General features: G+C 53.6%; 13 protein-coding genes. 6 read left to right on the plus strand and 7 right to left on the minus strand.

Features of this window, described 5'->3' with window-relative positions; all coding sequences use genetic code 11:
- The first annotated feature begins 87 nt into the window (after positions 1-87).
- Positions 88-1,020, plus strand: a complete 933-nt coding sequence (locus ACZ5EH_RS15880) for an NUDIX hydrolase (RefSeq protein WP_464274848.1) — start codon at positions 88-90, stop codon at positions 1,018-1,020.
- Between the two features lie 67 nt (positions 1,021-1,087).
- Here the strand turns inward: ACZ5EH_RS15880 and ACZ5EH_RS15885 are convergent, their stop codons facing one another.
- The 4 genes from ACZ5EH_RS15885 to ACZ5EH_RS15900 all read right to left on the minus strand — a co-directional run bounded on the left by ACZ5EH_RS15885 (position 1,088) and on the right by ACZ5EH_RS15900 (position 6,055).
- Positions 1,088-1,846, minus strand: coding sequence for a hypothetical protein (locus tag ACZ5EH_RS15885; RefSeq protein ID WP_464274849.1), 759 nt, complete (start codon positions 1,844-1,846; stop codon positions 1,088-1,090).
- A gap of 180 nt (positions 1,847-2,026) precedes the next feature.
- Complete coding sequence (gene galE / locus ACZ5EH_RS15890) at positions 2,027-3,010, minus strand: UDP-glucose 4-epimerase GalE (RefSeq protein ID WP_464274850.1); 984 nt, start codon at positions 3,008-3,010, stop codon at positions 2,027-2,029.
- A gap of 245 nt (positions 3,011-3,255) precedes the next feature.
- Positions 3,256-4,527, minus strand: coding sequence for an O-antigen ligase family protein (locus ACZ5EH_RS15895; protein ID WP_464274851.1), 1,272 nt, complete (start codon positions 4,525-4,527; stop codon positions 3,256-3,258).
- Between the two features lie 19 nt (positions 4,528-4,546).
- Positions 4,547-6,055, minus strand: coding sequence for a glycosyltransferase family 4 protein (locus tag ACZ5EH_RS15900; protein WP_464274852.1), 1,509 nt, complete (start codon positions 6,053-6,055; stop codon positions 4,547-4,549).
- Between the two features lie 290 nt (positions 6,056-6,345).
- Here ACZ5EH_RS15900 and ACZ5EH_RS15905 point away from each other — a divergent pair, with 290 nt between their 5' ends.
- The 4 genes from ACZ5EH_RS15905 (at position 6,346) to ACZ5EH_RS15920 (ending at position 13,573) form a co-directional block, all read left to right on the plus strand.
- On the plus strand, positions 6,346-6,894 hold the full coding sequence (locus tag ACZ5EH_RS15905; RefSeq protein WP_464274853.1) for a lipocalin family protein: 549 nt from the start codon (positions 6,346-6,348) through the stop codon (positions 6,892-6,894).
- 259 nt (positions 6,895-7,153) lie between these two features.
- Positions 7,154-8,311 carry an FIST signal transduction protein gene (locus ACZ5EH_RS15910; RefSeq protein WP_464274854.1) on the plus strand — a complete coding sequence of 386 codons (1,158 nt, stop codon included), beginning with the start codon at positions 7,154-7,156 and terminating at the stop codon, positions 8,309-8,311.
- A gap of 3 nt (positions 8,312-8,314) precedes the next feature.
- Positions 8,315-9,610: a two-component system sensor histidine kinase NtrB gene (locus tag ACZ5EH_RS15915; protein ID WP_464274855.1), complete on the plus strand. Its 1,296-nt coding sequence runs from the start codon at positions 8,315-8,317 to the stop codon at positions 9,608-9,610.
- A 198-nt stretch (positions 9,611-9,808) separates the two neighbouring features.
- Positions 9,809-13,573 (plus strand): PAS domain S-box protein, encoded by a 3,765-nt coding sequence (locus tag ACZ5EH_RS15920; RefSeq protein ID WP_464274856.1) that lies wholly within the window; start codon positions 9,809-9,811, stop codon positions 13,571-13,573.
- Positions 13,574-13,592: 19 nt separating this feature from the next.
- On the opposite strand, the gene ACZ5EH_RS15925 is transcribed toward ACZ5EH_RS15920, so the two are convergent.
- On the minus strand, positions 13,593-14,348 hold the full coding sequence (locus ACZ5EH_RS15925) for an alpha/beta fold hydrolase (protein ID WP_464274857.1): 756 nt from the start codon (positions 14,346-14,348) through the stop codon (positions 13,593-13,595).
- Between the two features lie 518 nt (positions 14,349-14,866).
- Between ACZ5EH_RS15925 and ACZ5EH_RS15930 the strand changes: the two genes are divergently transcribed.
- On the plus strand, positions 14,867-15,238 hold the full coding sequence (locus ACZ5EH_RS15930; protein WP_464274858.1) for a response regulator: 372 nt from the start codon (positions 14,867-14,869) through the stop codon (positions 15,236-15,238).
- Positions 15,239-15,399: 161 nt separating this feature from the next.
- Here the strand turns inward: ACZ5EH_RS15930 and ACZ5EH_RS15935 are convergent, their stop codons facing one another.
- Together ACZ5EH_RS15935 and ACZ5EH_RS15940 are read right to left on the minus strand one after the other, a co-directional pair.
- On the minus strand, positions 15,400-18,591 hold the full coding sequence (locus tag ACZ5EH_RS15935; RefSeq protein WP_464274859.1) for a beta-phosphoglucomutase family hydrolase: 3,192 nt from the start codon (positions 18,589-18,591) through the stop codon (positions 15,400-15,402).
- 229 nt (positions 18,592-18,820) lie between these two features.
- Positions 18,821-20,077, minus strand: coding sequence for a trehalose 6-phosphate synthase (locus tag ACZ5EH_RS15940; protein WP_464274860.1), 1,257 nt, complete (start codon positions 20,075-20,077; stop codon positions 18,821-18,823).
- Positions 20,078-20,200: the final 123 nt, after the last annotated feature.

Consider the following 20,200-nt stretch of genomic DNA (forward strand, 5'->3'; position numbering starts at 1 on the left):
TCCCATGAGCTGGCAAAGAAATTTGCCCAGCCTGGGTGTCAAGTCTCCATATTTGTCCAATCTCAAAAGCGGAATACAGGTGATGCCATGCTGCAGACCCGCAAGGGCCAGTTGTTGGGGTGGCTCGTTTTTCTCTTTTCGGCTTTTGCTTTCACCATATCAACCGTAATGGCTAGAGATATTTATGGAAGCATAGGCAGCGCCCTGTTTTTGGCAGGGTGCCTCTGGTTCATCATTCCTTTATTGCAGAGGGAGCCTGGCGCGCCACAAGGTGGACGCCTTGCAGAACATGGTGCAGAATCAGTAGTACCTCTTACGCAGGTGGCTATTGAGAACAGCAACAGTGAGAATACTATGCCGAAGACAGAAGTAACCGAAATGAGCCAGGAAGAACTAAAGGAGCACCAAGCCCGTTGGCTGGATTGGGCCAGACGACTGCAAGCCATCAGCCAAACCGGCCTGCAACTCACAGAAGGGCACTACGATCGCATCAACTACGAGCAGCTTATGGAGCTTGCTTCGGAAATCGTTTCCGAATGCGGGCATCTGCAGTGTGCTGACGTTTTGGAGAGTTTTCTTAATCAACCGGGCTACGCCACGGTGAAGGTTGATGTCAGAGGGGCGGTGATCCGGGATGGACGCATTTTGCTGGTAAAGGAGCGCATGGACGGCCGCTGGTGCATGCCGGGCGGCTGGGCAGACGTGGGCGACAAGCCTTCGGACATGGTCGCGCGTGAAGTGTGGGAGGAGAGTGGCTTTACAGTGCGCCCTACTCGGGTGGTGGGGGTATATGACGCCAACCGACTCGGCCGGCCGCTGGAGTTCTTCCACGCGTATAAAGTGGTCATGATCTGTGAGATCGAGAGCGGCGAAGCCCGCCCCAGCGATGAAACGGAAGACGTGGGCTTTTTTGAATTTGACGCACTGCCCGAGCTTTCATCACCCAGGACGGACCCGCGCCACCTGGAGCACGTCAAGGCTTGTCTGGCTGATCCCACGCTCGGCGCTTTTTTCGATTGATCTTCAAGGATATGCACATCTTCAAACAGGGGGGCAAGGCCCCCCTGTCGTGTTTTTGCGCGTCTGCTTAATTGCAGGAGTGCTTGTGATGCACAGTGACGCTGGCGAGATTGCTCAGTTTGGCGGCCAGGCATGGTTTGATCACGGCGATGAAGGCTTCGATAGCTGCCGCCAGAGCCGCACCGCCTGTTACCATGACTGCTGCAATGGCAGCTACTGCTGCCGCCACTGCGCCCAATTTAAGGCAATCCTCGACAGCTCCTTTGATGTCCTGTGGCGTTCCCACCCTGACTTCAAGAATCCATTCATTGCTGCTGCCACTGAACCAACAGTCCAAAGGATTGTTGAAAGATGCGATAACACGGCGATAAACGGTCCCCTTTCCTTTGTCGCACACTTCAAAAGGTTGATCGGCGAATTCATTGTCCGGGGCGGCATCGATCCGCGGATCGTCGGCAGGGTAAATGGTGACGGGGCTTAAGTGTTGCACCAGGCCCATGTCGCTGGCTGTGGCCGGTTTGATGGGAATCTGATCCACTCCCACTGAATTATCCGGTTTGCGGTAGAGGACCCGAATACTGTCACTGGGGTGTTCCTTTTTGGGAATTTTTTCTACGGCCACAAAAGGGGTGAGCACCTGCAGCACCATGCCCGTTGGTGGGAACGAGACAAAGACATAGTGCTCCCCCATTTCGGAGGAAAGGCTGTTTTGAAAGTCGTGCTTCCACCCAGAGGTGGGGGCAACTCCCGAGCCGACAAGATAAATGGTTTCCCCGTCCAGAAACGCGTTGATTTGGTGCAAGGTTCCGACATTGACGCGAGGCATGGCGCTCCCTCCTTGATGGTATTCCCTGCCTGTGAGCCTGAAGTGGCGGCAGCGATACCCCTCTAGTTGGCAAAAAGAGAGCGGTAAACAAGTTAATATTAGGAAATGTGATTCTGTAAGGCTATAAATACTTATGGATAGAATGGGGCGGCATCAGGCAGGGAAGAGAGGGATTCTCAACTACTGCTTGAACTCCCGGTACAGCCTTTGGTGCCAGGCCCAGGCCGTCTCCACGATTGCGTCCAGGCCGGGGTATTTTGGGCGCCAGTCCAGCAGATTTTTGGCATGCTCCGCCGACGCCACCAACTGGGGCGGGTCGCCAGGATTGGCGGGGCCATAAGAGTGGGGCACGCTCTTGCCCGTGATGCGTTCCACGGTTTCAACAACTTGGCGGACGGAATACCCTCCACCGTTGCCAAGGTTCATGGCCAGGCTTTCACCGCCTTTTTCCAGGTATTCAAGGGTTTTTATGTGGGCAGTGGCCAGGTCGTTCACATGGATGTAGTCACGGATGCAGGTGCCATCCGGTGTAGGGTGCTCGCCCCCGTGAATTGTGAGGGCTGGGGCCTTGCCCATGGCCGCATCCAACGTCACGGGAATAATGTGTGTTTCAGGATCGTGCCATTCGCCTATCTCGCAATCCGGGTCAGCGCCTGCTGCGTTGAAGTAGCGTAGGCAGGCGTATTGCAGTCCATAGGCCATGCTGTAGTCGGCCAGAATCTGCTCGATCATCCGCTTGCTGCGCCCGTAAGGATTGATGGGTGCAAGGGGGTGGTCTTCAAGCAGGGGAACCTGGGTCGCGAAGCCGTATACCGCACAGGTGGAAGAGAAAATGATGTTGGGCACATCATGCGCTACCATAGCGTCGAGCAGATGCAGCACGCCTTGCAGATTGTTACGGTAGTATTTTGCGGGATTCTCCATGGATTCGCGCACGTAGCAGAAAGAGGCAAAGTGCATCACCCCCGTGATGGGGTAGATGTCGAAAATCTGCTGCAGGGCGGCGGCGTCCAGAAGGTCGGCCTGTTCGAAAACACCCCATTTGGCGAAGGAATCATGGCCGTTGGAAAGATTGTCCAGCACCAGAGTTTCACGTCCCAAAGCCGCCAGCGCCTTGTTTACGTGTGAGCCAATGTAACCGGCGCCGCCGGTAACCAGGATCATGCGTTCATACCTCAGTAGTCTTTATATGTCTGATGGAGATATAATCAGGAGCGCCTTTTTCATCATGCGCGTTCCTTGGAAGTCCAACCTGGGTAAGATAAAAATGTTCAATCCGGAGATCGTACGCGAGGTAAGCCTGATGCCGCAAGGGATTAGTCTGCCGATTTTGCAGTGCAACGAAGGACAGCCTCTGTTGCGGGCAGGGCGCAGCCTAGAATGTCTCAATTGTAGGCTGCATGTATGGTCTAAGCGTCGACAGGCTCCCCCATCTCGATGCCGGTGTTTTTGGGCTGCGGCGGTACAGGGCGCCGTGGAGCCATGCCGAGAAGCAGGTGAAAAAACCAGACTACCTGCGGATACATGATGCCATCATAAAGTTGAAAATAGGTGATGCCTGCCGTTATGGGCAGGAACAATCCGAGCATGGCCAGGCTTTGGGCCGATGGCAACCGGACCACTGAGATCATGAGGCACCCGTAAGTCCAGGCCACAGCTGCAATGTACAGAAGAGTAAAAGGTATGCCCATGCCCACGAACAGGGTCATGATGCTGTTTTCAGATGTCACGATATTTTGCATGGACTCTTTGAAGGTGCGCTTGTCCACTGCAGTAAGAGAAATGTTGTAATCCTCGTAGTAGGGGCTTCGATCGGTGCGCAAACCTATGCCTAACCAGGGGTGCTTGCTGATTATGTGCAGTGAAAAAGGGATGTTTTCCACACGGTAGTAGATTTCTTCATTTTTGCTGCTGCTGATTTCTTGCAGTTGTTCCGGTGAGGAAACAAAAAAAGCAGTGGCGCTTATGATGAAGGCCGCAAGGGCGACCAATACCCAGCGAAGAGGTAGTACTCCCAGCATGATGGATGCCAAACCAAGAACGATTGGCATCAGTACTGCAGTGCGCAAGCCGCTAATGAAGATGGCAGCATAGCTTAGCAACATTATGCATATTGCAAGAATGCGTTTTGTCAGCCCTTTTGATACGATGAGCAGTAAGGGTGCGAACCAGAGTAACATTATGCGATTGGCAAGGGGGTGCTTGCCCGTGCCGTTGAGCAGGTCGTTGATGTTCCCATCCGTGAGAACGCCACCGATGCAAAATATGGCGAGAATTGCCAGCAAAGCCAGGCAGAACCAGGCGTAAATCCGCCGCCACGCTGCGTCTGCCAGGACAATGCGGCCGCACCAGTAACCGCCCAAGGCTGAAAACAAAGCCACGGAACCGCGGTAGAACGCTTCCACCCTGTCGGGACTGGTTGCAATGCTCAATGCTCCTAAAACGATGAGCCCAAGAGAAATCCAGAACCCTCTGCTTCTGACCCGTTGTGCCAGGCCATCGGTAAACAGCCAGGCGCCTGCAAGGCTGATGGTGCATAGCAAAGCGGTGAAAAGGTTGGTGCGTTCACCAAGTACAAGTGTTGTATCGGGAAAGAGGAATGTGGCCTGAAATGATGTGAAAAGAACGAGAAAAAAAGCCGCATAGTGGCCACGAGTCGAAGAAGGGAGGGCGAAAGGCAATTGTGGTCCTCGTTCAGATTTAACCGGCAGAGTCACTGGCAGCGTAGCTGGAATTGCGTTCCTCACAATGCTCATGCAACAAGACGAGCCTGGATTCTACGTCCTGTAGAAATACGTCCCAGGTTAATTTCAAATATTTTTGATAGGATGTGCTTTTGTGCATGGGAACGGTCCAGTGAACTTCAAGGCCGCTTTTCCCAAGGCGTTTGCTGCGATCGTCACGAGGGCTGTTTGGATGCACAGGGCTTTCATTGCGCCAGCTAAAAAGGGTTTCTTCACCGCGGGTCACTGATACGGTATCGAAGTCGAGATCTTCTACGCCCCGTTCCAAAAGCTGTAACAGTTCCACACGGTTCCGGGCGCGGCGGATACGTTTCCCCATGAACGAAGTGAACGCTGCCAGGAACTGAAAATGAGGGCGGTTCTGCAGAATGCGTGGGATACCCTCGTTCAGGTATAGCCTGAGCACCATGACGACAAGGGCCGCCAGGATGATGCCGGAAAAGGTGACATAGGCAGTGAAGTAATATTTCCTGGGCCCAAGAACCAAAGCAAGCGTCATGCCCGAAAGCAGGGCGCTGAAAGCGTAGAGAATGGTCACCACTGCTCTGGGTCGGCCAATGGTTTCCATCAAACGGTGGTGCAGGTGATTGGTGTCCGGCAGAAAAACTTTTTGACCACTCACGGAGCGACGGATAATGGCCAGAAATACATCCAGCAATGCGATACCAAAGGGCAAAAATGGTGTCAGCAACATCACCATGGTGCCTGAACGTTGACCTGTCTCGATGGCGGCGTTGGACGTCGCCAGGGTGGAGAGCAGGAAGCCCAGCATCAGGCTGCCGCCATCGCCCATGAAGATGCTTGCGGGGGGGAAGTTAAAGCGTAGAAAGGCCAGTATGCCACCACAAAGACCAAAGGATATGGTCGCCGTAAACAGGTCACCCTTTGCAAAACCAATGATCCCCGAAACTAACGCTGCGAAGAAGCAGATGCCGCCGGCCAGGCCGTCTATACCGTCAATGAGGTTGATGGCGTTGGTGATTGTAAGCACAACCAGGGCGAATAGAGGAATGCCCCAAAAGCCGAATTCCACGAATCCCACAAAGGGAATGGTTGCGGAATGAAGCCCGTGCCCGCCCAGCAGCAGGATAAGGATACCGCCAAATTCGCCCAGGAGCTTGACCTTCCAGCGCATGCGAATCTTGTCGTCAAGCGTGCCCAAGACCATCATCCATGTGACCCCCAGAAAAAGGGAGATCATTTGCATCCAGGTCGGTTCCGGATCCAGGGATCCTGCAAAAAGCGCGTACAGTGTATAGATGACGAAGGCCGTCAGGAACGAAATGTACATGGAAAGTCCGCCGAGCAGCGGAATGGGGCGTTTGTGGCGGCTGTGCCCCCCTGGATAGGAAAGGATACGGTATACCCTGGCCAGAATTTTGGCCCTGGGCATGAACAGATACGTCACCGCAAAGCCAATGAGCATGACGGCGAGCATGATGGAAAAGGTGACGTGAAATTTCATGATGGATTTGGGAGCCCCCGCAGCCTGGGCCAGGGGGAATGCGCCGCTCTCGGTTCCCTTGTCAGGTTATGGGGATGTAAAGCTGGCCTTGTAGGCCAAATGCCGCCCTCTGTCCAGTGGAGCTGAAATCTTGCTCCACGTATATTCTGTTCCTGTTTCCAGTACGCCACCATGAAGCGAGAGTCCAGTATGCCGACAAAGAAACTGGCTTCAATTCTTTGCCATCTGTGCGGCGCATGCTAGAATAACGTGAATTTATGCAGAAAAACCCATTATGTCAGGAGATTAATATGTATTATGTTTTCAAGTTGCGAATGGTTTTTTGCCTGTTCGTCTTGTTATTGGCGTCCATGGCTGTGGTGGGGTGTGCAACGGGGAGAGCGGCCCCACCCTTGAAAACAGAAACAAAACTCGACCTGCTGCGCTATATGGGAAAATGGTATTCCATCGCCTCCATTCCCCAATGGTTTGAAAAAGGATGTACCTGCACCACTGCAGCATACTCCCTGCGTGATGACGGAAATGTTACGGTGGTCAACAGCTGTATGCGTGAAGGCGAGCTCGACAGCGTAAAGGGAATGGCCAGAAAACGGTTTGAGGGTGATCCCAGCCGCTTGGAAGTCACATTCATGCGCCCGTTTTGGGGAGAGTATACCGTTATATGGGTGGATGCGGCATATAAGCACGCCCTTGTTGGCTCTCGGGACCGAGATACACTCTGGTTGCTTTCCCGCACCCCGGCAATTGATACCCAGACCAGAAATACCTTTGAGCGTATTGCAAAGGAACAGGGATTTGATGTCTCACGCCTTGAAGATGTGGATCAAAGCTGCTGGTAGAGGGAATACATGGCCGCTGCTGCTGTTATGGCGGCATTGCCCTCTCTGGTTGATCTGAGCTATGTTGGCACCTGTTCAAATTATCGTCCACCTGTTGTAGAAATGTCTTTTTCAACGTGTTTACGAGGGCTCTGCAATGTTACCCTAGAGTCCTCTTCTTAAGTGACCCGACGCAGGGTGCCTGCTGTTGCAGGCAACATCCCTAAACCTTGCCGATTGCGCTTTTTGAGAGCATGCGGTTTTTTCAATGGAAATCGGAATGATAAAGAGTCTGACGTTGCAAACGGATGAGCAGCCCGCGGCAAGCGATATTCGAGAGCTTATTCTTGAGCGCCTGGATGCATTGCGGGGCCTTTCGCCGCAGGTAGCGGTTGTGCTTACCTCGCACATGGAAGGGGACTTTTCCGCATTTCTCGAAACAATCCAGGAATTTTTCCCGGACATTGATGTTCTGGGATGCACGACGGATGGAGAAGTATCCTTGCATGCAGGGCCAGGACGGGACACAGCCCAGGTGACGTTTCTCGGCGCCGACAAGTGTCGTTTTGCGGCAGGCGTTGGGAGAAATCTGTCGTCTCGCCCCCAGGATGCCATCAAAGAGGCTTATGAACAGGCTGTTGCCAAATTGGGTGTGGCGCCTGTTCTTGCTGTTCCCTTTCCGGACGGTTTGACGACCTTGGCCATTCCCTTGCATGAACTACTCCCCAGGTTCCTGGGAGACGGCGTCACTATTGTAGGGGGTACTGCAGGTGACCGGTTTGTCATTGAAAAAACGTTTCAGTTCTACGGGCATGAAGTCATGGAGGACACCCTCGTCCTGCTCCTGATAGGGGGGCCGCTGCTTTATGGCACAAGCAATGAACATGGCCGCCGCCCCGTAGGCAGAAAACACAGGTTAGGGCGTAGCGAAGCAAACGTGGTTTATGAAATCGGCGAGAATCCCGCCATGGACTTTTACCGGAACTATATTGGAGAGAACGTCGAGGAATACAGACAGTTTCCACTGATGGTCTATCCAGATGACGGAGGCACTCCTTTTTTATCCAGCGCTGGTTTTTTCGACGAGGATAACGCTAGCGTCGTCTTTGTCGGAGTATTACCGGAAGATTGCAGCGTGCAGCTTTCCGAAGGCGCGCGTGAAGATATTCTTGCCGCCTCGGCCAAGGCCTGCGAACAGGCTTTGGCAGCGTATCCCGGTAATGCACCGCAAGTCTGCATGATTTTTTCTTGTGCTTCCCGCCGCCACATTCTGGGCACCATGGCGCCCGATGAACTGGCTTTCTTCAAGCAAAGCGGCTGTGTCCCCAACGCCTTTGGGTTTTATACGTATGGCGAAATCGCTCCCGCCAATGCGTCCGGCGTTACCCGGCTGCATAGTGACACGTTTGTGCCGCTGTTTCTGGGTGAGGAGGACTAGGTTTTGACCAGGGATGAGCAGGGCAAGGCTTTTTCTGCAATGAGCAAGGAAGAGCTGTTCAAGCGTATCGCCACGCTGGAAAAACGGCTGCAATTGCAGCAGGAAGACCAACGTCGGCAAGAGCGCATCAATGACAACCATCGCAATCTGCTCTTCAAGGTCAATGTTGAATATGAAGCCCTGCTCGAAAAGCATGAGCGATTAGCCGAAGAATTGCATTACAAAAATGCGCATCTCTCTGGCATCTTTGAAAATGCAACTTTTCCTCTGCTTACGTTTGATGGGGATTTGCAGCTTATGACATTCAACCAGCGGGCCGTTGCCCTGCTTGAGGGAAACGAACCCTTTCAGGAAGGAGCGCCACTGGATGCGCTCATACCCCACGAACTCTTTCGCAAGGTAGGGGAATTTGCAGCATTGTCCCAGGCTGAGGGCGCACCGAAAATCTTTGATAGCGTGCTCCGTACGCACGGCGCCGACCATTGGCTTGAAATCACCCTGTTCCCCCTGTCACAACAAAAAGGGGGCAAGTCGGATTTTTGCTGTATCGTGCGCGATCAGACGGCAGTACGTGAAGAACTCGCTACCCAGATAATGGAAGGACAGCTTTTTGAGTACGGTGCGCTCATGGCCAGCATTGTCCATGAGATCAATAATCCTTTGAACGGGATTGTTAATTACTTGGAATTGTTGTTGGACAACGAGCAGGATGCGGATAGCAGAGTATTGCTCAAGGAGGCGGTCAAGCTCACCGCACGGGTCACGAAAATTGGCCGCGCCATGCTTGTTAATATTGGTGACGCAAGCGATTCGGAAGTGCTGGCGTTTTCACTCGCATCTGTTGTGGATGACGCCTTGTTGCTGTTGCGGCACGAGCTCAGGCGTTGCAGAGTCGAACTTGTCAGGGATTTTCCAAACGATGACGAGTTGTTTTGTGGCCGCCAGGTGGAGCTCCTGTTGATTGTCCAAAACCTCATGCTCAATGCCATTCAGGCCCTGGAGGGGTATACGCAGCCTGAAAACGCCAGGCATCAGATTCGTGTAGGGTATGCTTTCCCTTCTGATGCCGATGAGTGCCGGCTGTATGTGCGGGACAACGGTCCAGGAATCGAGCCGCGCGACCTCCCAAGAATTTTTCATCCGTTCTTTACAACCAAAGAAAGTGGCAAAGGCACCGGACTGGGACTCTACATCAGCCGGAAATTGGCCCACAAACAGGGATGGTCGCTTGATGTGCAGACAGCCGCTTCTGGCACGACCTTCACCTTGCGCATGCCGCGGTTTTCCGAGGTGAGTTGACAGGGGGCGTGCATTTAAGGGAATGAAGAACAGGTTTGACGGGTGCAGGCAGGGCAGAAACTGTCACACCATAAGTCCGGTAGCTACGAGGATGGGGGCTCGATCCGCTCAAAATTTCTTTCAGATCAATAACAGTTGGCCAGGCTTTTGATGATAACAGCCTGACTTGACTGCCTGTTCCAAGGACGTGGAGCCATAATGCTGAATGAGGAAAGTGTCGGAGGCACGCTTCACCTTGACGAGAGCGGTGTTGTTCTGTTCGCCGATGAACAGGCAACAGTGCTGCTTGATGTCCATGAGGGAGACTCTCTTTCGAAATGTCTTACCGGCATTGCCTTGCAGCATGTACAAGAGAAACTGACCTACAGTCTTGAAGTTCGTAAAACACTGCGCTTCTCTTTGCAGATTGGCAGCGAAGGGCAAAATTTCCATGTCATACTGGCGCCCTTGGCTGCAAACCAAGCGGCGCTCATTCTTGCTCCTGCTCCTGGCAATACTGCTACAGGGGGGCAAAGCTCTTCGCAGGAAGTCAAAAAATCCTCAGCCTTATTTTCATTGCTTGACGCTTCTCCAGTGCCGGCGCTTATCACGGCGTGTGATGATTCACGTATTTTGTACCATAACCAACGCGTGGAAGAACTGTTCGATCTTCACGGCCAACTTGCGTCTGGTGAGGCTGCCTGGTCCTTTTATGAAACGCCAGAACAGCGTGTTGAGTTGTTGGAGCTTATCAACACGGAAGGGCTTGCCGATAATTTTGAAGTGAAGCTGAAAAAAAAGGATGGTGGAACCCTCACTGTCATATTCTACTCGGTCCCCATTACCTTTCAGAAGCAGGACGCCCTCTTCACCACAATGCTAGACATCAGCCGTCGCAAGGAAGTGGAGGCGGAATTGGTCAGGCATGAAGAGCAGCTTCGTTCGCTCATCAATGCCATGCAGGACCTCATCTGCCTGCAGGATGGCGAAGGGCGCTGGGTAGATGGCAACAATGCCTTTCTGCGGTTGCTCGGCCTGAATGTAGCCTCTTACAAAAGTAAGACAACGCTGGAGTTGGCGGAACTGGTTCCCGACCATCGCGATTTGCTGATCTTTTGCGCCGAAAGCGAAGAATATTCCTGGAAACATGGCGGTGTGACCCGCGTGGAACGGGAAATAGTTTTTCCCGAAGGGGACACTCGGGTTTATGAATTCATATACGCCCCTGTTTTTGGAGAAGACGGCGCTGGTCACTCCATGGCCATTGTCGGTCGTGATGTCACGCATTTGGCCCTGGACAAGCGACGTCTGGAAAAGTTGAGCGATCATCTCAACCAGCAAGTGTTGGAGAAGAGCACTGAGCTTGAAACGAAAAATGCGGAATTGGAACGCACAATCCATGAGCTTGGCGTGCACCAGGAGGAACTGCTGGCGCAGAACGAGGAACTGCGCATTCTGCAGGTTTCTTTGGAGAGTTCGCAACAGCAATATAGGAATCTCTACGATTTCGCCCCCCTGGGATATGTCTCTCTGGGCAGACAAGGACGCATTGTGCGTACGAACCTGACATTTTCCAAAATGTTGGGGTATGAGCGCACGTTTCTGATCGGCAATTCGTTTTTTCTGTTTTTGGATCCCGACGCCAAAAAAGAGCTCACTAAAGGGCTCGACTCGATTTTCAAGGGGCGCAAGTTCGAGATCGAAGCCACTATTATATGCAAAAATGGGAAAGGATTTGCCGCACAGCTCAATGTTGCGCCCCTGATGGGCAATGATGGTGACATCTCTGAATGTCAGGTTTCTGTAACGGATATTTCCTTGCGTAAGGAGGTGGAAAATGTACTGCATGCCTCGGAGGCTCTCCTGCGCTCCATCGTGGATTCCTCCTCTGATATGATTTTTGCTAAGGATCTCAATTTCAAGATAATTCTTGCGAATTCAGTCTTTGCAGACAGTCTTGGGGTGCACCCCTCCGATATCGTCGGGGAGTCTGACGCTATGTTGCATGCGCCCCTGCAGCGTTTAGAGGCCGATGTAACGCCTCACCCTTTCCTGGACAGGGAGGAAGATCTCAGGGTCCTGCGTGGGCAGACCGCCTACCGTCCAAGCCAGCTTTTTCATGTCGAAGGCGCCCAGCGCTATTTCGACATTCGCAAAGTCCCCTTGCGCAACCCCATGGGGGCGATCAGCGGCATTTTATGTATTTCCCGCGATATTTCCGAAGTCGTAGGCGCTGCTGCATCAGCCCGTCGGCAAAAGGACGTGGAGGCTCGCCTTGCCGCACTGGCCACCCTGCTGTTGAGCACAGCCACTGTGGAGGATGTCGCCAAACATGTGCTTGAAACGGCAAAGGAAGTAACTACCAGCGCTTATGGTCTTGTGGGCAATATTGATCCGGATACGGGAAAGACTATCAGCCAGGTTATGACCGACAATGTCTGGGACAAGTGCAAACTAGAAGACAGCTGCATCATTGATGGTAATTCCCCAAAAGGACTCAGGAATTGGGTACAGCACGCGCAAATGGATTTGATGACAAACGATGCGAAGAATGACCCGCGTTCCTGCGGCATTCCGGAGGGGCATGTCCCCATAGATTCGTTTTTGTCGGTGCCAGCGCACATCGGAAATGCTCTGGTCGGGCAGATAGCTTTGGCGAATGCCGCGCGCCCGTATACGCAATATGATGTCGCCCTGGTGAAGCGGCTTGCTACCCTCTATGCCTTGGCTATTCAGCGGCAGCGCTACGATGAGGATTTGCGCCAGGCCAAAACCGCAGCGGAGCAGGCCAACAGGGCAAAAAGCCAGTTTCTGGCCAATATGAGCCACGAAATCCGTACGCCGATGAATGGCATAATTGGAATGGCAGAATTGCTTCGTTCTTCGGCATTGGAGCCCGAACTCGACGAATATGCCGAGGCAATGGAGAAATCAGCGCGAGCCCTTCTGGCCATTATAGACGATATTCTTGACCTTTCCAAAATCGAAGCCAGGCGCATGGAGCTCATGGACGCACCTTTTGAGCTGCCGGCAGTTGTGCGGGATGTGGCGGAGATTACCGGAAATATGGCGGAAAAGAAGGGGCTGCGGCTTACGTGGCATATTGAGGACGAGGTCCCGTCAGTGCTGCTTGGCGATTCCACCAGATTACGCCAGATACTTTTGAATCTGGCTGGCAACGCGGTTAAATTCACCGACCAGGGAGAAATTTCCATAGCGGTTGCTCTGTTCAGTGAGGATACTGGCACCGCTGCTGACAAGGATTCGGTAGACCTTCTTTTTTCGGTCAGTGATACAGGCATTGGGATTTCTCAGGACGACGCGCTGCGTATCTTCGATCAATTTACCCAGGCGGATGGCTCCTACAACAGGCGTTTTGGCGGCACGGGTCTTGGCCTTGCCATCTGCAAGCGCCTGGTTGAACTCATGCAGGGCCGTATCGGGGTGGAAAGCACAGAAGGAGAGGGAAGCGTTTTCAAATTCAACGCGCGCTTCCGGTTACTTCCTGACGATGTCGCCGCTGTCTTGTGGCAAGAAGAGGAAGAGGAAAGAGAGTTGCCCGATAATATTCATGTTCTTGTCGTAGACGATAACGACGTCAACCGGCTTGTTGCACAACGGATGCTGCAAAAGCTGGGGTGTGAAATCTCACTTGCAGCCGATGGCGAGGCAGCCATGGAAGCGCTTGCCTCACAGGCTTTTGATGTTGTTTTCATGGATGTTCAGATGCCTGAAATGAGCGGGATAGAGGCCACGCGCCTTATCCGGTCCGGCAAGACAGGACGTGACAATGAAAGTGTGCCCATAGTGGCCATGACCGCCCACGCCATGAAAGGCGACAGGGAGCGTTTGCTGGAATCGGGAATGACGGATTATATCTCAAAGCCATTTTCCCTGGACACTTTGCAAACGGTCCTCAAGCATGTCCTCGATGCCGGGATGGAGTCCGGACAAGGTGAAGGCGGCGATACCTCAGTATTCTGAGCCGGGGAGTTGAGCGGCGTCAGCGCCTTAAAAAGCCACTGAAACGTCGGAGCATGCCGGGCCAGATTTCAGGCCAGCAGCAGGTATGCGTTGCCTCATCTACCACTACGAGTTCCGCGGGAGCGCCTTCAGGCAGTTTTTTCATGAACGAGCGCGCCACAGCCGGCGGCACGATGTCATCGTCTCCACCTGCAAGATGGAGCTGCGGCAAGTCGCCCACGAGCGCCGCTGCGTCTGCGGGGTTGTCCGATCCCTCTAAGGGGGTGACTCCGTGGAGTTCTGTCCAGAAAGCATGGTCCAGGTTGCCGGCTATTGTCGTGACACTCAGCACGTCGCCCTTGTCTTGCCTTTTTTCCGCCAAGAGCAGGGCGATGGCGCCCCCTCCGGAATAGCCCACCAGATGCAGTTTTGATGCGCCGATGCGCTCCTTTGCCAGGTCCAGCGCCTGGTTCATGGAATCCACCACCACAGGGGCGTACCGCTCCAATGTCCAGTAACGCATGGGGCACGCCTCAACAGGGTCGTTATATTGGCAAGGGCGCCCCAGATAGAGAACATTCGGCGCTGGGTCGAGCATGGCCAGGCGCATGCCCATGGGGTTTTCCGGTGTGGGATCACTGGAAGGGGTTCTGCGATTGACGTAGGCGCGACCGTCTCCCTCGACGTATACGACCAGGGGTTTGTCCTGGCTGCTCCCCACAACACGTAGGAAACCGTGGAGGATGAAGGGATCGGTGTAAAAGTTGATGGCATGGAACCCGCCGGCGTTCGCCATTTCCTGGACTACTTCGCGGCCATCGCGGTGTGCGCCGCAACCAGGCAATAGCGCCATGTACAGCGAAAGAACAAGAAATAACGCCCACAACGACGTACTGGGGCAAAGGTTTTTTTTTCGGAAAAGAGAAGAGAGCACAGGAATCGCTTGATCCTGAGTTTTACATTCGCGTTTGCGAGCGTCCGAAACCGGAATGGATGGCGCTACGTGCGAAAAGACATATATTCGAAGGTGCAATTCCTCTACCACGCATGGTCTTCATCCAAGTGAGACTACTATGAGACGTAAAAGGAAACAAGCTGTCGTCCGTGTATCTTTTTGTCGCAATGGGTACAATGATTGTTTTTTGATGCCTTGCAATTGTCATATCGGTATACTAAAGATATATCGTAAGAAGGAGGGTGGGGGAAAACAGGCAAACGTGGTAGAGTGGTTTTACTGCGTATTTTCGATCCCGTCACTTCCCGGACTGCCTGTTGCCGCAAGTCCGGCGACCAAGGCTGAACGAGGTGGATTCCATGAGTAAGAAAAAACTGCTGATAGTGGATGACGAAAAACACATCCGCTTGTTGTATCGCAGCGAGTTCGAGACAGAAGGCTACGAAGTCGCCACATCCGACGGTCTCGAAGATATTCTTCAAGTCGTAGCCAGAGAGGAACCCCAGGTTGTCATCCTGGACATCAATCTTGGAACCGGGCGTTCCGGGCTTGATCTTTTGCAGGAAATTCGAAGCAAAGACCCGTCGCTTCCAGTTATTCTTTCCACTGCCTATGACAGTTTCCAGCATGACCTCAAATCCGCTGCAGCGGATTATTACGTGGTCAAGAGTGTGGACCTAGACGAGCTCAAGAGCAAGGTCACCCTTGCCATGGCCAAGCAGGGCGCTTGAGGCGATCCTGACCTTCTGACCTGACTTTCTGATCGAAGGAAGAGGGAGTGCCGTTTTGCGGCGCTGCCTGCACAACGGGCGCAAACTTTTTTTGATGTAAAAAAACGCCGGCGGAGAGTATCTCCACCGGCGTTTCTGTTATTCTGCAGTCAGGTATTTGATCAGGACGGTTTGACCGGCTTTTTTACTGTGGTGAAGCGCCCCGGTTCGAGCGTGACGGTTTTGCCCAACACAGTCACTTTCACGGGTTTGCCTTTTTTACCGCTGGACTTGATGCGCACGCTTTCCTGGCTGTATTCCACCTCATATTCAACGTTCTGATACTGAAAGCGCAGGGCCAGCTCGTTCCAGTGTGTCGGGAGCTGTGGTTCGATGTTTGGCGCGCCATTGTGCAGTCCGATACCGGCAAAGTGACGGAAAACCACGTCCACGGTGCCGGCCATGACGCCGGTATGGATACCTTCGATGGTGGTGCCGCCCTGGGTGTCGTATATGTCGCTGCGCATGGCTTCCATGAACCAGTCCCACACAGTGTTGCCAGCGTGGATGTAGCTGGATATCACGGCGTGGACCACCTTGCTCAGGGTAGAGCCGTGGGACGTCCGCTGCTCGTAATACTCGTAGTTCTGCCTGAGCAATTTTTCGGCGTTGCTGACGTTGTGCCCCAGGCGTTTGAGTATCTGCACCACTTCATGAGGTGAAAGCACATAGAACATCATCAATACGTCGGCCTGTTTGGCGACCTTGTAATTATCAGGGCTGTCGCCTTCGGCCTTGAGGATGCGGTCCATGCGGTTGATGCTGTAATAGCGTTTGCGATAGCGCTCCCAGTCGAGTTCTGCCAGGTCCATGTAACCGTTGAACTGGCTGATGATCTCGTCCGGAGTGATGATTACGTTCATCTTCTTGGCAATGTCTTGCCAGCGCTCGGTTTCCTTCTTGCTGAAGCCGGTTTTGGCCTGCAGATCCTTCATGGCGTTTTGCGGCAAGGCCTTCAGGCTTTCCATGGCCTTTTCCAAAAGCCAGACCACCATGACGTTGGTGTAGGCGTTATCCGTGAGTCCTGGTTCGTCGGCGCCAGGCAATTTTTCATGAAACTCATCCGGCCCCATGACGCCGGAGATGTGGTAGCGGTCGTCTTCCTTATCGTACGCGGCGATACTTGCCCAGAAGCGTGCTATTTCCAGCATCATTTCGGCGCCGTACTCCCGCATGAATTTCATGTCTCGGTTGTACTGCATGTGGCGCCAGACGTTGAAGAATACAGCTATGGACACGTGGCGCTGTCTGCGGCTGAGGTCCGGCCCCCACTTGTCGCTTTCAGGGTTGTAGTGCAGTTCCTGGGTTTCCTCGCCGCCATCGTCCGCAGTCTGCCAAGGATACATGGCCCCTTCGTATCCATTCTGGCGGGCGTATTCCCTGGCCGCGTCCAGCCGTCGATAGCGGTACATCAGAAGCGAACGCGCCACTTCGGGGAGATGCAGTTCAAAGAACGGCATGATGTAGAGTTCATCCCAGAAAATGTGCCCACGGTAGGCCTCTCCATGCAAGCCTCTGGCAGGTATGCCGGCGTCCAGCCCCTTGTTATGGGGCGATGCCGTCACCAGCAAATGATACGTATGTAATCTGAGCACCTTCTGGGTGAAGCGATCGCCGGAGAGCCTGATATCCACCTTTTTCCAAAGGTTTTCCCAAGACCTGGCGTGCGGCGTAAATACGCTCTGAAAGCTCTTCACCTTGTCCAGGGCGTTCTGGGCTTCTTCCTTTGGGTCGCTGGTATCCAGAGTAGTGTAGATACTGACCAGCTTCTCCACGGAATAGGTTTTGTTTTCCTGGGCATGGAAGGTCACTTCTTCACCGATCTTCCAGGCATCCTGGGAAATGCGTTTTTCACCCTGCACCTTTTGCCCGTCTTCACGCAGTACGGTTTTGGCGCACATTACTATGCCATAGCCCGAGGTGTTGGTCTGCATGTGCAGATATACGCCGCGTTCGGCATTCTTTTTCGGGCTGATGGCAGGGCCTGCTGCAATCCCGCTCAAATGGTGGGAATCCAGCTGACGGTAGCGCGCCACTCCGTCGTTGATGACGTTGCCGTCTAGAGAGGCGCGAACCGTTATCGGCTCTGAATAGTTGGTGGGCGTAATATCGTAGCTTTGAGCGCAGATATGCGGGTCGGACATGCTGGCAAGCCGTCTGGTCTGCACACGGGTGATGCGCCCCAGACTGTCCTTGCAGACGATGGTCCACTCCATGACGGCTTCGCGCATTTTCAGTTTCTGACTATAGTGCAAGAGCTCCATCTTGAGAGGGCTGATGAATTCTCCCTTGCCTATTCTGAACTCGATGGGAAGCCAGTTCGGGCAGTTCACGAAATCGTTGTTCACGATGTCGCGACCGTGCAGGTTTGTGGTTCGTTTGTTGAATACTCCGGCAAGGTAGGTGCCAGGGTAAAAATTGAAGGAGGCGTTTTCGCCGGCAAAGCACCCTCTGGTTCCCAGGTAGCCATTGCCAACGGTGCACAGGGTCTCGCGGAGTTTTTCTTCACCAGGATCAAAGCCACGGTAGGAGAGTTCCCAGCCGTCTCGCTCCACTCCCATGGTGAACCAGCGGTCCAAATCGTCGAGGTCCACCTCGCCCAAGTCTTTGATCACCATATCGGCGCCAAAGCGCTTGAGCATTTCACCTTCCACTTCCCGGGCAACACCAAGGACAAGGCCGAAGTTGCCGTTTTTACCAGCCTGTACTCCGGAAATGGCGTCTTCTACGACAAGACATTCGCCAGGCTCCAGTCCCAGGCGCTTTGCAGCAACCACAAAGATGTCAGGATCGGGTTTGCCTTTGAGATCAAGCTCTTGGGATACTTTCCCGTCTACTCTGGCCTCGAACAAGGGCTCGAGTTCAGCCAGTTCGAGCACGAGCTTGCAGTTCTTGCTGGATGACGCGACAGCAACGCGAATGCCTTTGGCCTTGAGCGCCTTGATGAACTCAACGGAGGTCTCATAGACTTCAGGCCCTTTTTCACGCAGCTTGTCCTGGAATATGTCATTTTTCCGATTGCCCAGACCGCAAATGGTTTCCTTGTCGGGTGCATCGTCAGGATCGCCGAAGGGCATCTCGTACCCCCGGGATTGCAAAAAGCTTTTAACCCCTTGAAAGCGGGGTTTGCCGTCTACGTAAGTGAGGTAGTCGTCCTGTCGGTCAAAGGGCATGAACGTCTTGCCCTCTTGTTCGGCCTTTGATTTGAGAAAATCGTTGAACATGGCCTCCCAAGACAGGGCGTGAATTTTCGCGGTACGCGTAAGGACCCCGTCAAGGTCGAATATGGCGCCTTTATAAAGTGGTGCTTCCATAGGAATGGCCCCCGTTGCATACATATCCTTTCAAGGGTCTGGCGTTTCTGGGCCGGGGGCGGACGGTACGGCCGTGCGCTGCGGGCCCGTGCAGCGTCGTGCCAGAAATGTATGCTGTGGTTTGGGTTTCCGGTTTCTCTTCGTATCCTCGCAAGCAGCTTCCGGCAGCGCAGTAGAGACATCTCAAACTCGCTACCGGGAGCTGAAATTTATTTATAGACGGCCAGTCTTACAACTGTCCCATGATGGTCACAAGCATGTCCGGTTCGGGTACGATGAGAGCGTTTTGGCAAAGCCCGCGTACCTTTTCTGCCAATTCCGGTTTTTGGGTTACAAAAATTGAATAGGTTTCCGGGCTTTGCTCCAGGGTTACTCGCAGCATGGGCACGTCTGATCCTGTGTCGCCACAGACAAGATGCGGCCCCTGGGCCAGATTGAGGAGCAGAGTGTCATCAAGGTAGGCCACGCCATCACCCTTGTCAAAGTCCTTCAATCCCTCGCTTTCATGCTCGATGGTCAGGATTATCTCTATGTCGAGTCCTGTATCTTCGATGCGGAAATGTTCTTCGTCCGGGTCCACTTCGCGCACCAGAGCAGCGACAGCATCGAGAAAGCCCTTTGATTCCTCGGGCGGCACCACGCCACTTATATCCTGGCGGGCAACCGTGGTCTGGCCAAATTTGCGTTGCAAGCCAGAGCCGATAAGCGCGAACTTTTCGTTGCCGGGTTTGGCTACCAAGGCCTCGAGTTTTTTGTTGAACGTATTGAGCAGGGCCTGCTTGTCGTCGGGAATGGGAAAACTTCTGCGTCGGTCCGTCAGATCCAGACACTCGCGCCCCTTGGATGCTGCGTAAATAAAGGTACGGGGAGGAATAACACTGACATCGACAATACCGCCTTCGCGCAGCGGCGCAGAGGTCAGCAGCATGGGGTTGGTCACCCAGCGCCTGGCGAACCGCGTCAGGAAAACGGCATTGTACGCCGACTGTATGGAAGAGAGGTAGCGACCGCAGTAATTGTTGGTGGTTCCGTCGCGGTCCGAGATCAAACTGTTGAAGGATATGTCCTTGATCAGGTCCATGCCTTGGCGCAGATAACTGTCGAAATCCTTATGCAGTTCGCGCATGCGCTCCAGCAACGCCTGCTGTCCCTTTTCCAGATAGAGGATGTCCTTCTCGAGTTCGCCGATCTCATAGCTCAGGTCGAGCTCTATGGTGTCATTGTCCGCATTCTCCTGAGGGGTATCTTCAAGGGCAAGGGTGCGTCGCATCCCCTGGCCTGGCATTTCCTGCAACAGCTTGAGGCATTTGCGCAACGTGTCAATGTCGCTTGCTGTGACGTTCTCGTCATCGAGAATGGCTTGAACGGCGCGCATCCGTGGCGGCCGTGTAAACGCCATAAGATCGTAAAAACCCTTCAGTGTCTTTGGAGGGGCGTTTAAAACTCCCCCCGCCTGTTGCGGGCCGGCAACGCCGGTCTCTGACATGTCCTCGCTCCTTTTGCCTTATTGGTGTTATCCATGCAGCGTTCTGCGACAACAGCGCCATAAAGACGCTTTGTCTACGCTAAAAGATGCTGTGGCAATGAACAACAAGTTGCAGTGTTGGAA

Source organism: Desulfovibrio biadhensis (genome assembly GCF_055388615.1).

Excerpts from the sequence above, each read along its gene's own strand:
- ACZ5EH_RS15880 (WP_464274848.1), top strand. The coding sequence starts at position 88 with ATGCTGCAGACCCGCAAGGGCCAGTTGTTGGGGTGGCTCGTTTTTCTC.
- ACZ5EH_RS15885 (WP_464274849.1), bottom strand. The coding sequence starts at position 1,846 with ATGCCTCGCGTCAATGTCGGAACCTTGCACCAAATCAACGCGTTTCTG.
- galE (WP_464274850.1), bottom strand. The coding sequence starts at position 3,010 with ATGATCCTGGTTACCGGCGGCGCCGGTTACATTGGCTCACACGTAAAC.
- ACZ5EH_RS15900 (WP_464274852.1), bottom strand. The coding sequence starts at position 6,055 with ATGAAATTTCACGTCACCTTTTCCATCATGCTCGCCGTCATGCTCATT.
- ACZ5EH_RS15905 (WP_464274853.1), top strand. The coding sequence starts at position 6,346 with ATGTATTATGTTTTCAAGTTGCGAATGGTTTTTTGCCTGTTCGTCTTG.
- ACZ5EH_RS15910 (WP_464274854.1), top strand. The coding sequence starts at position 7,154 with ATGATAAAGAGTCTGACGTTGCAAACGGATGAGCAGCCCGCGGCAAGC.
- ACZ5EH_RS15920 (WP_464274856.1), top strand. The coding sequence starts at position 9,809 with ATGCTGAATGAGGAAAGTGTCGGAGGCACGCTTCACCTTGACGAGAGC.
- ACZ5EH_RS15925 (WP_464274857.1), bottom strand. The coding sequence starts at position 14,348 with ATGGCGAACGCCGGCGGGTTCCATGCCATCAACTTTTACACCGATCCC.
- ACZ5EH_RS15930 (WP_464274858.1), top strand. The coding sequence starts at position 14,867 with ATGAGTAAGAAAAAACTGCTGATAGTGGATGACGAAAAACACATCCGC.
- ACZ5EH_RS15935 (WP_464274859.1), bottom strand. The coding sequence starts at position 18,591 with ATGGAAGCACCACTTTATAAAGGCGCCATATTCGACCTTGACGGGGTC.
- ACZ5EH_RS15940 (WP_464274860.1), bottom strand. The coding sequence starts at position 20,077 with ATGTCAGAGACCGGCGTTGCCGGCCCGCAACAGGCGGGGGGAGTTTTA.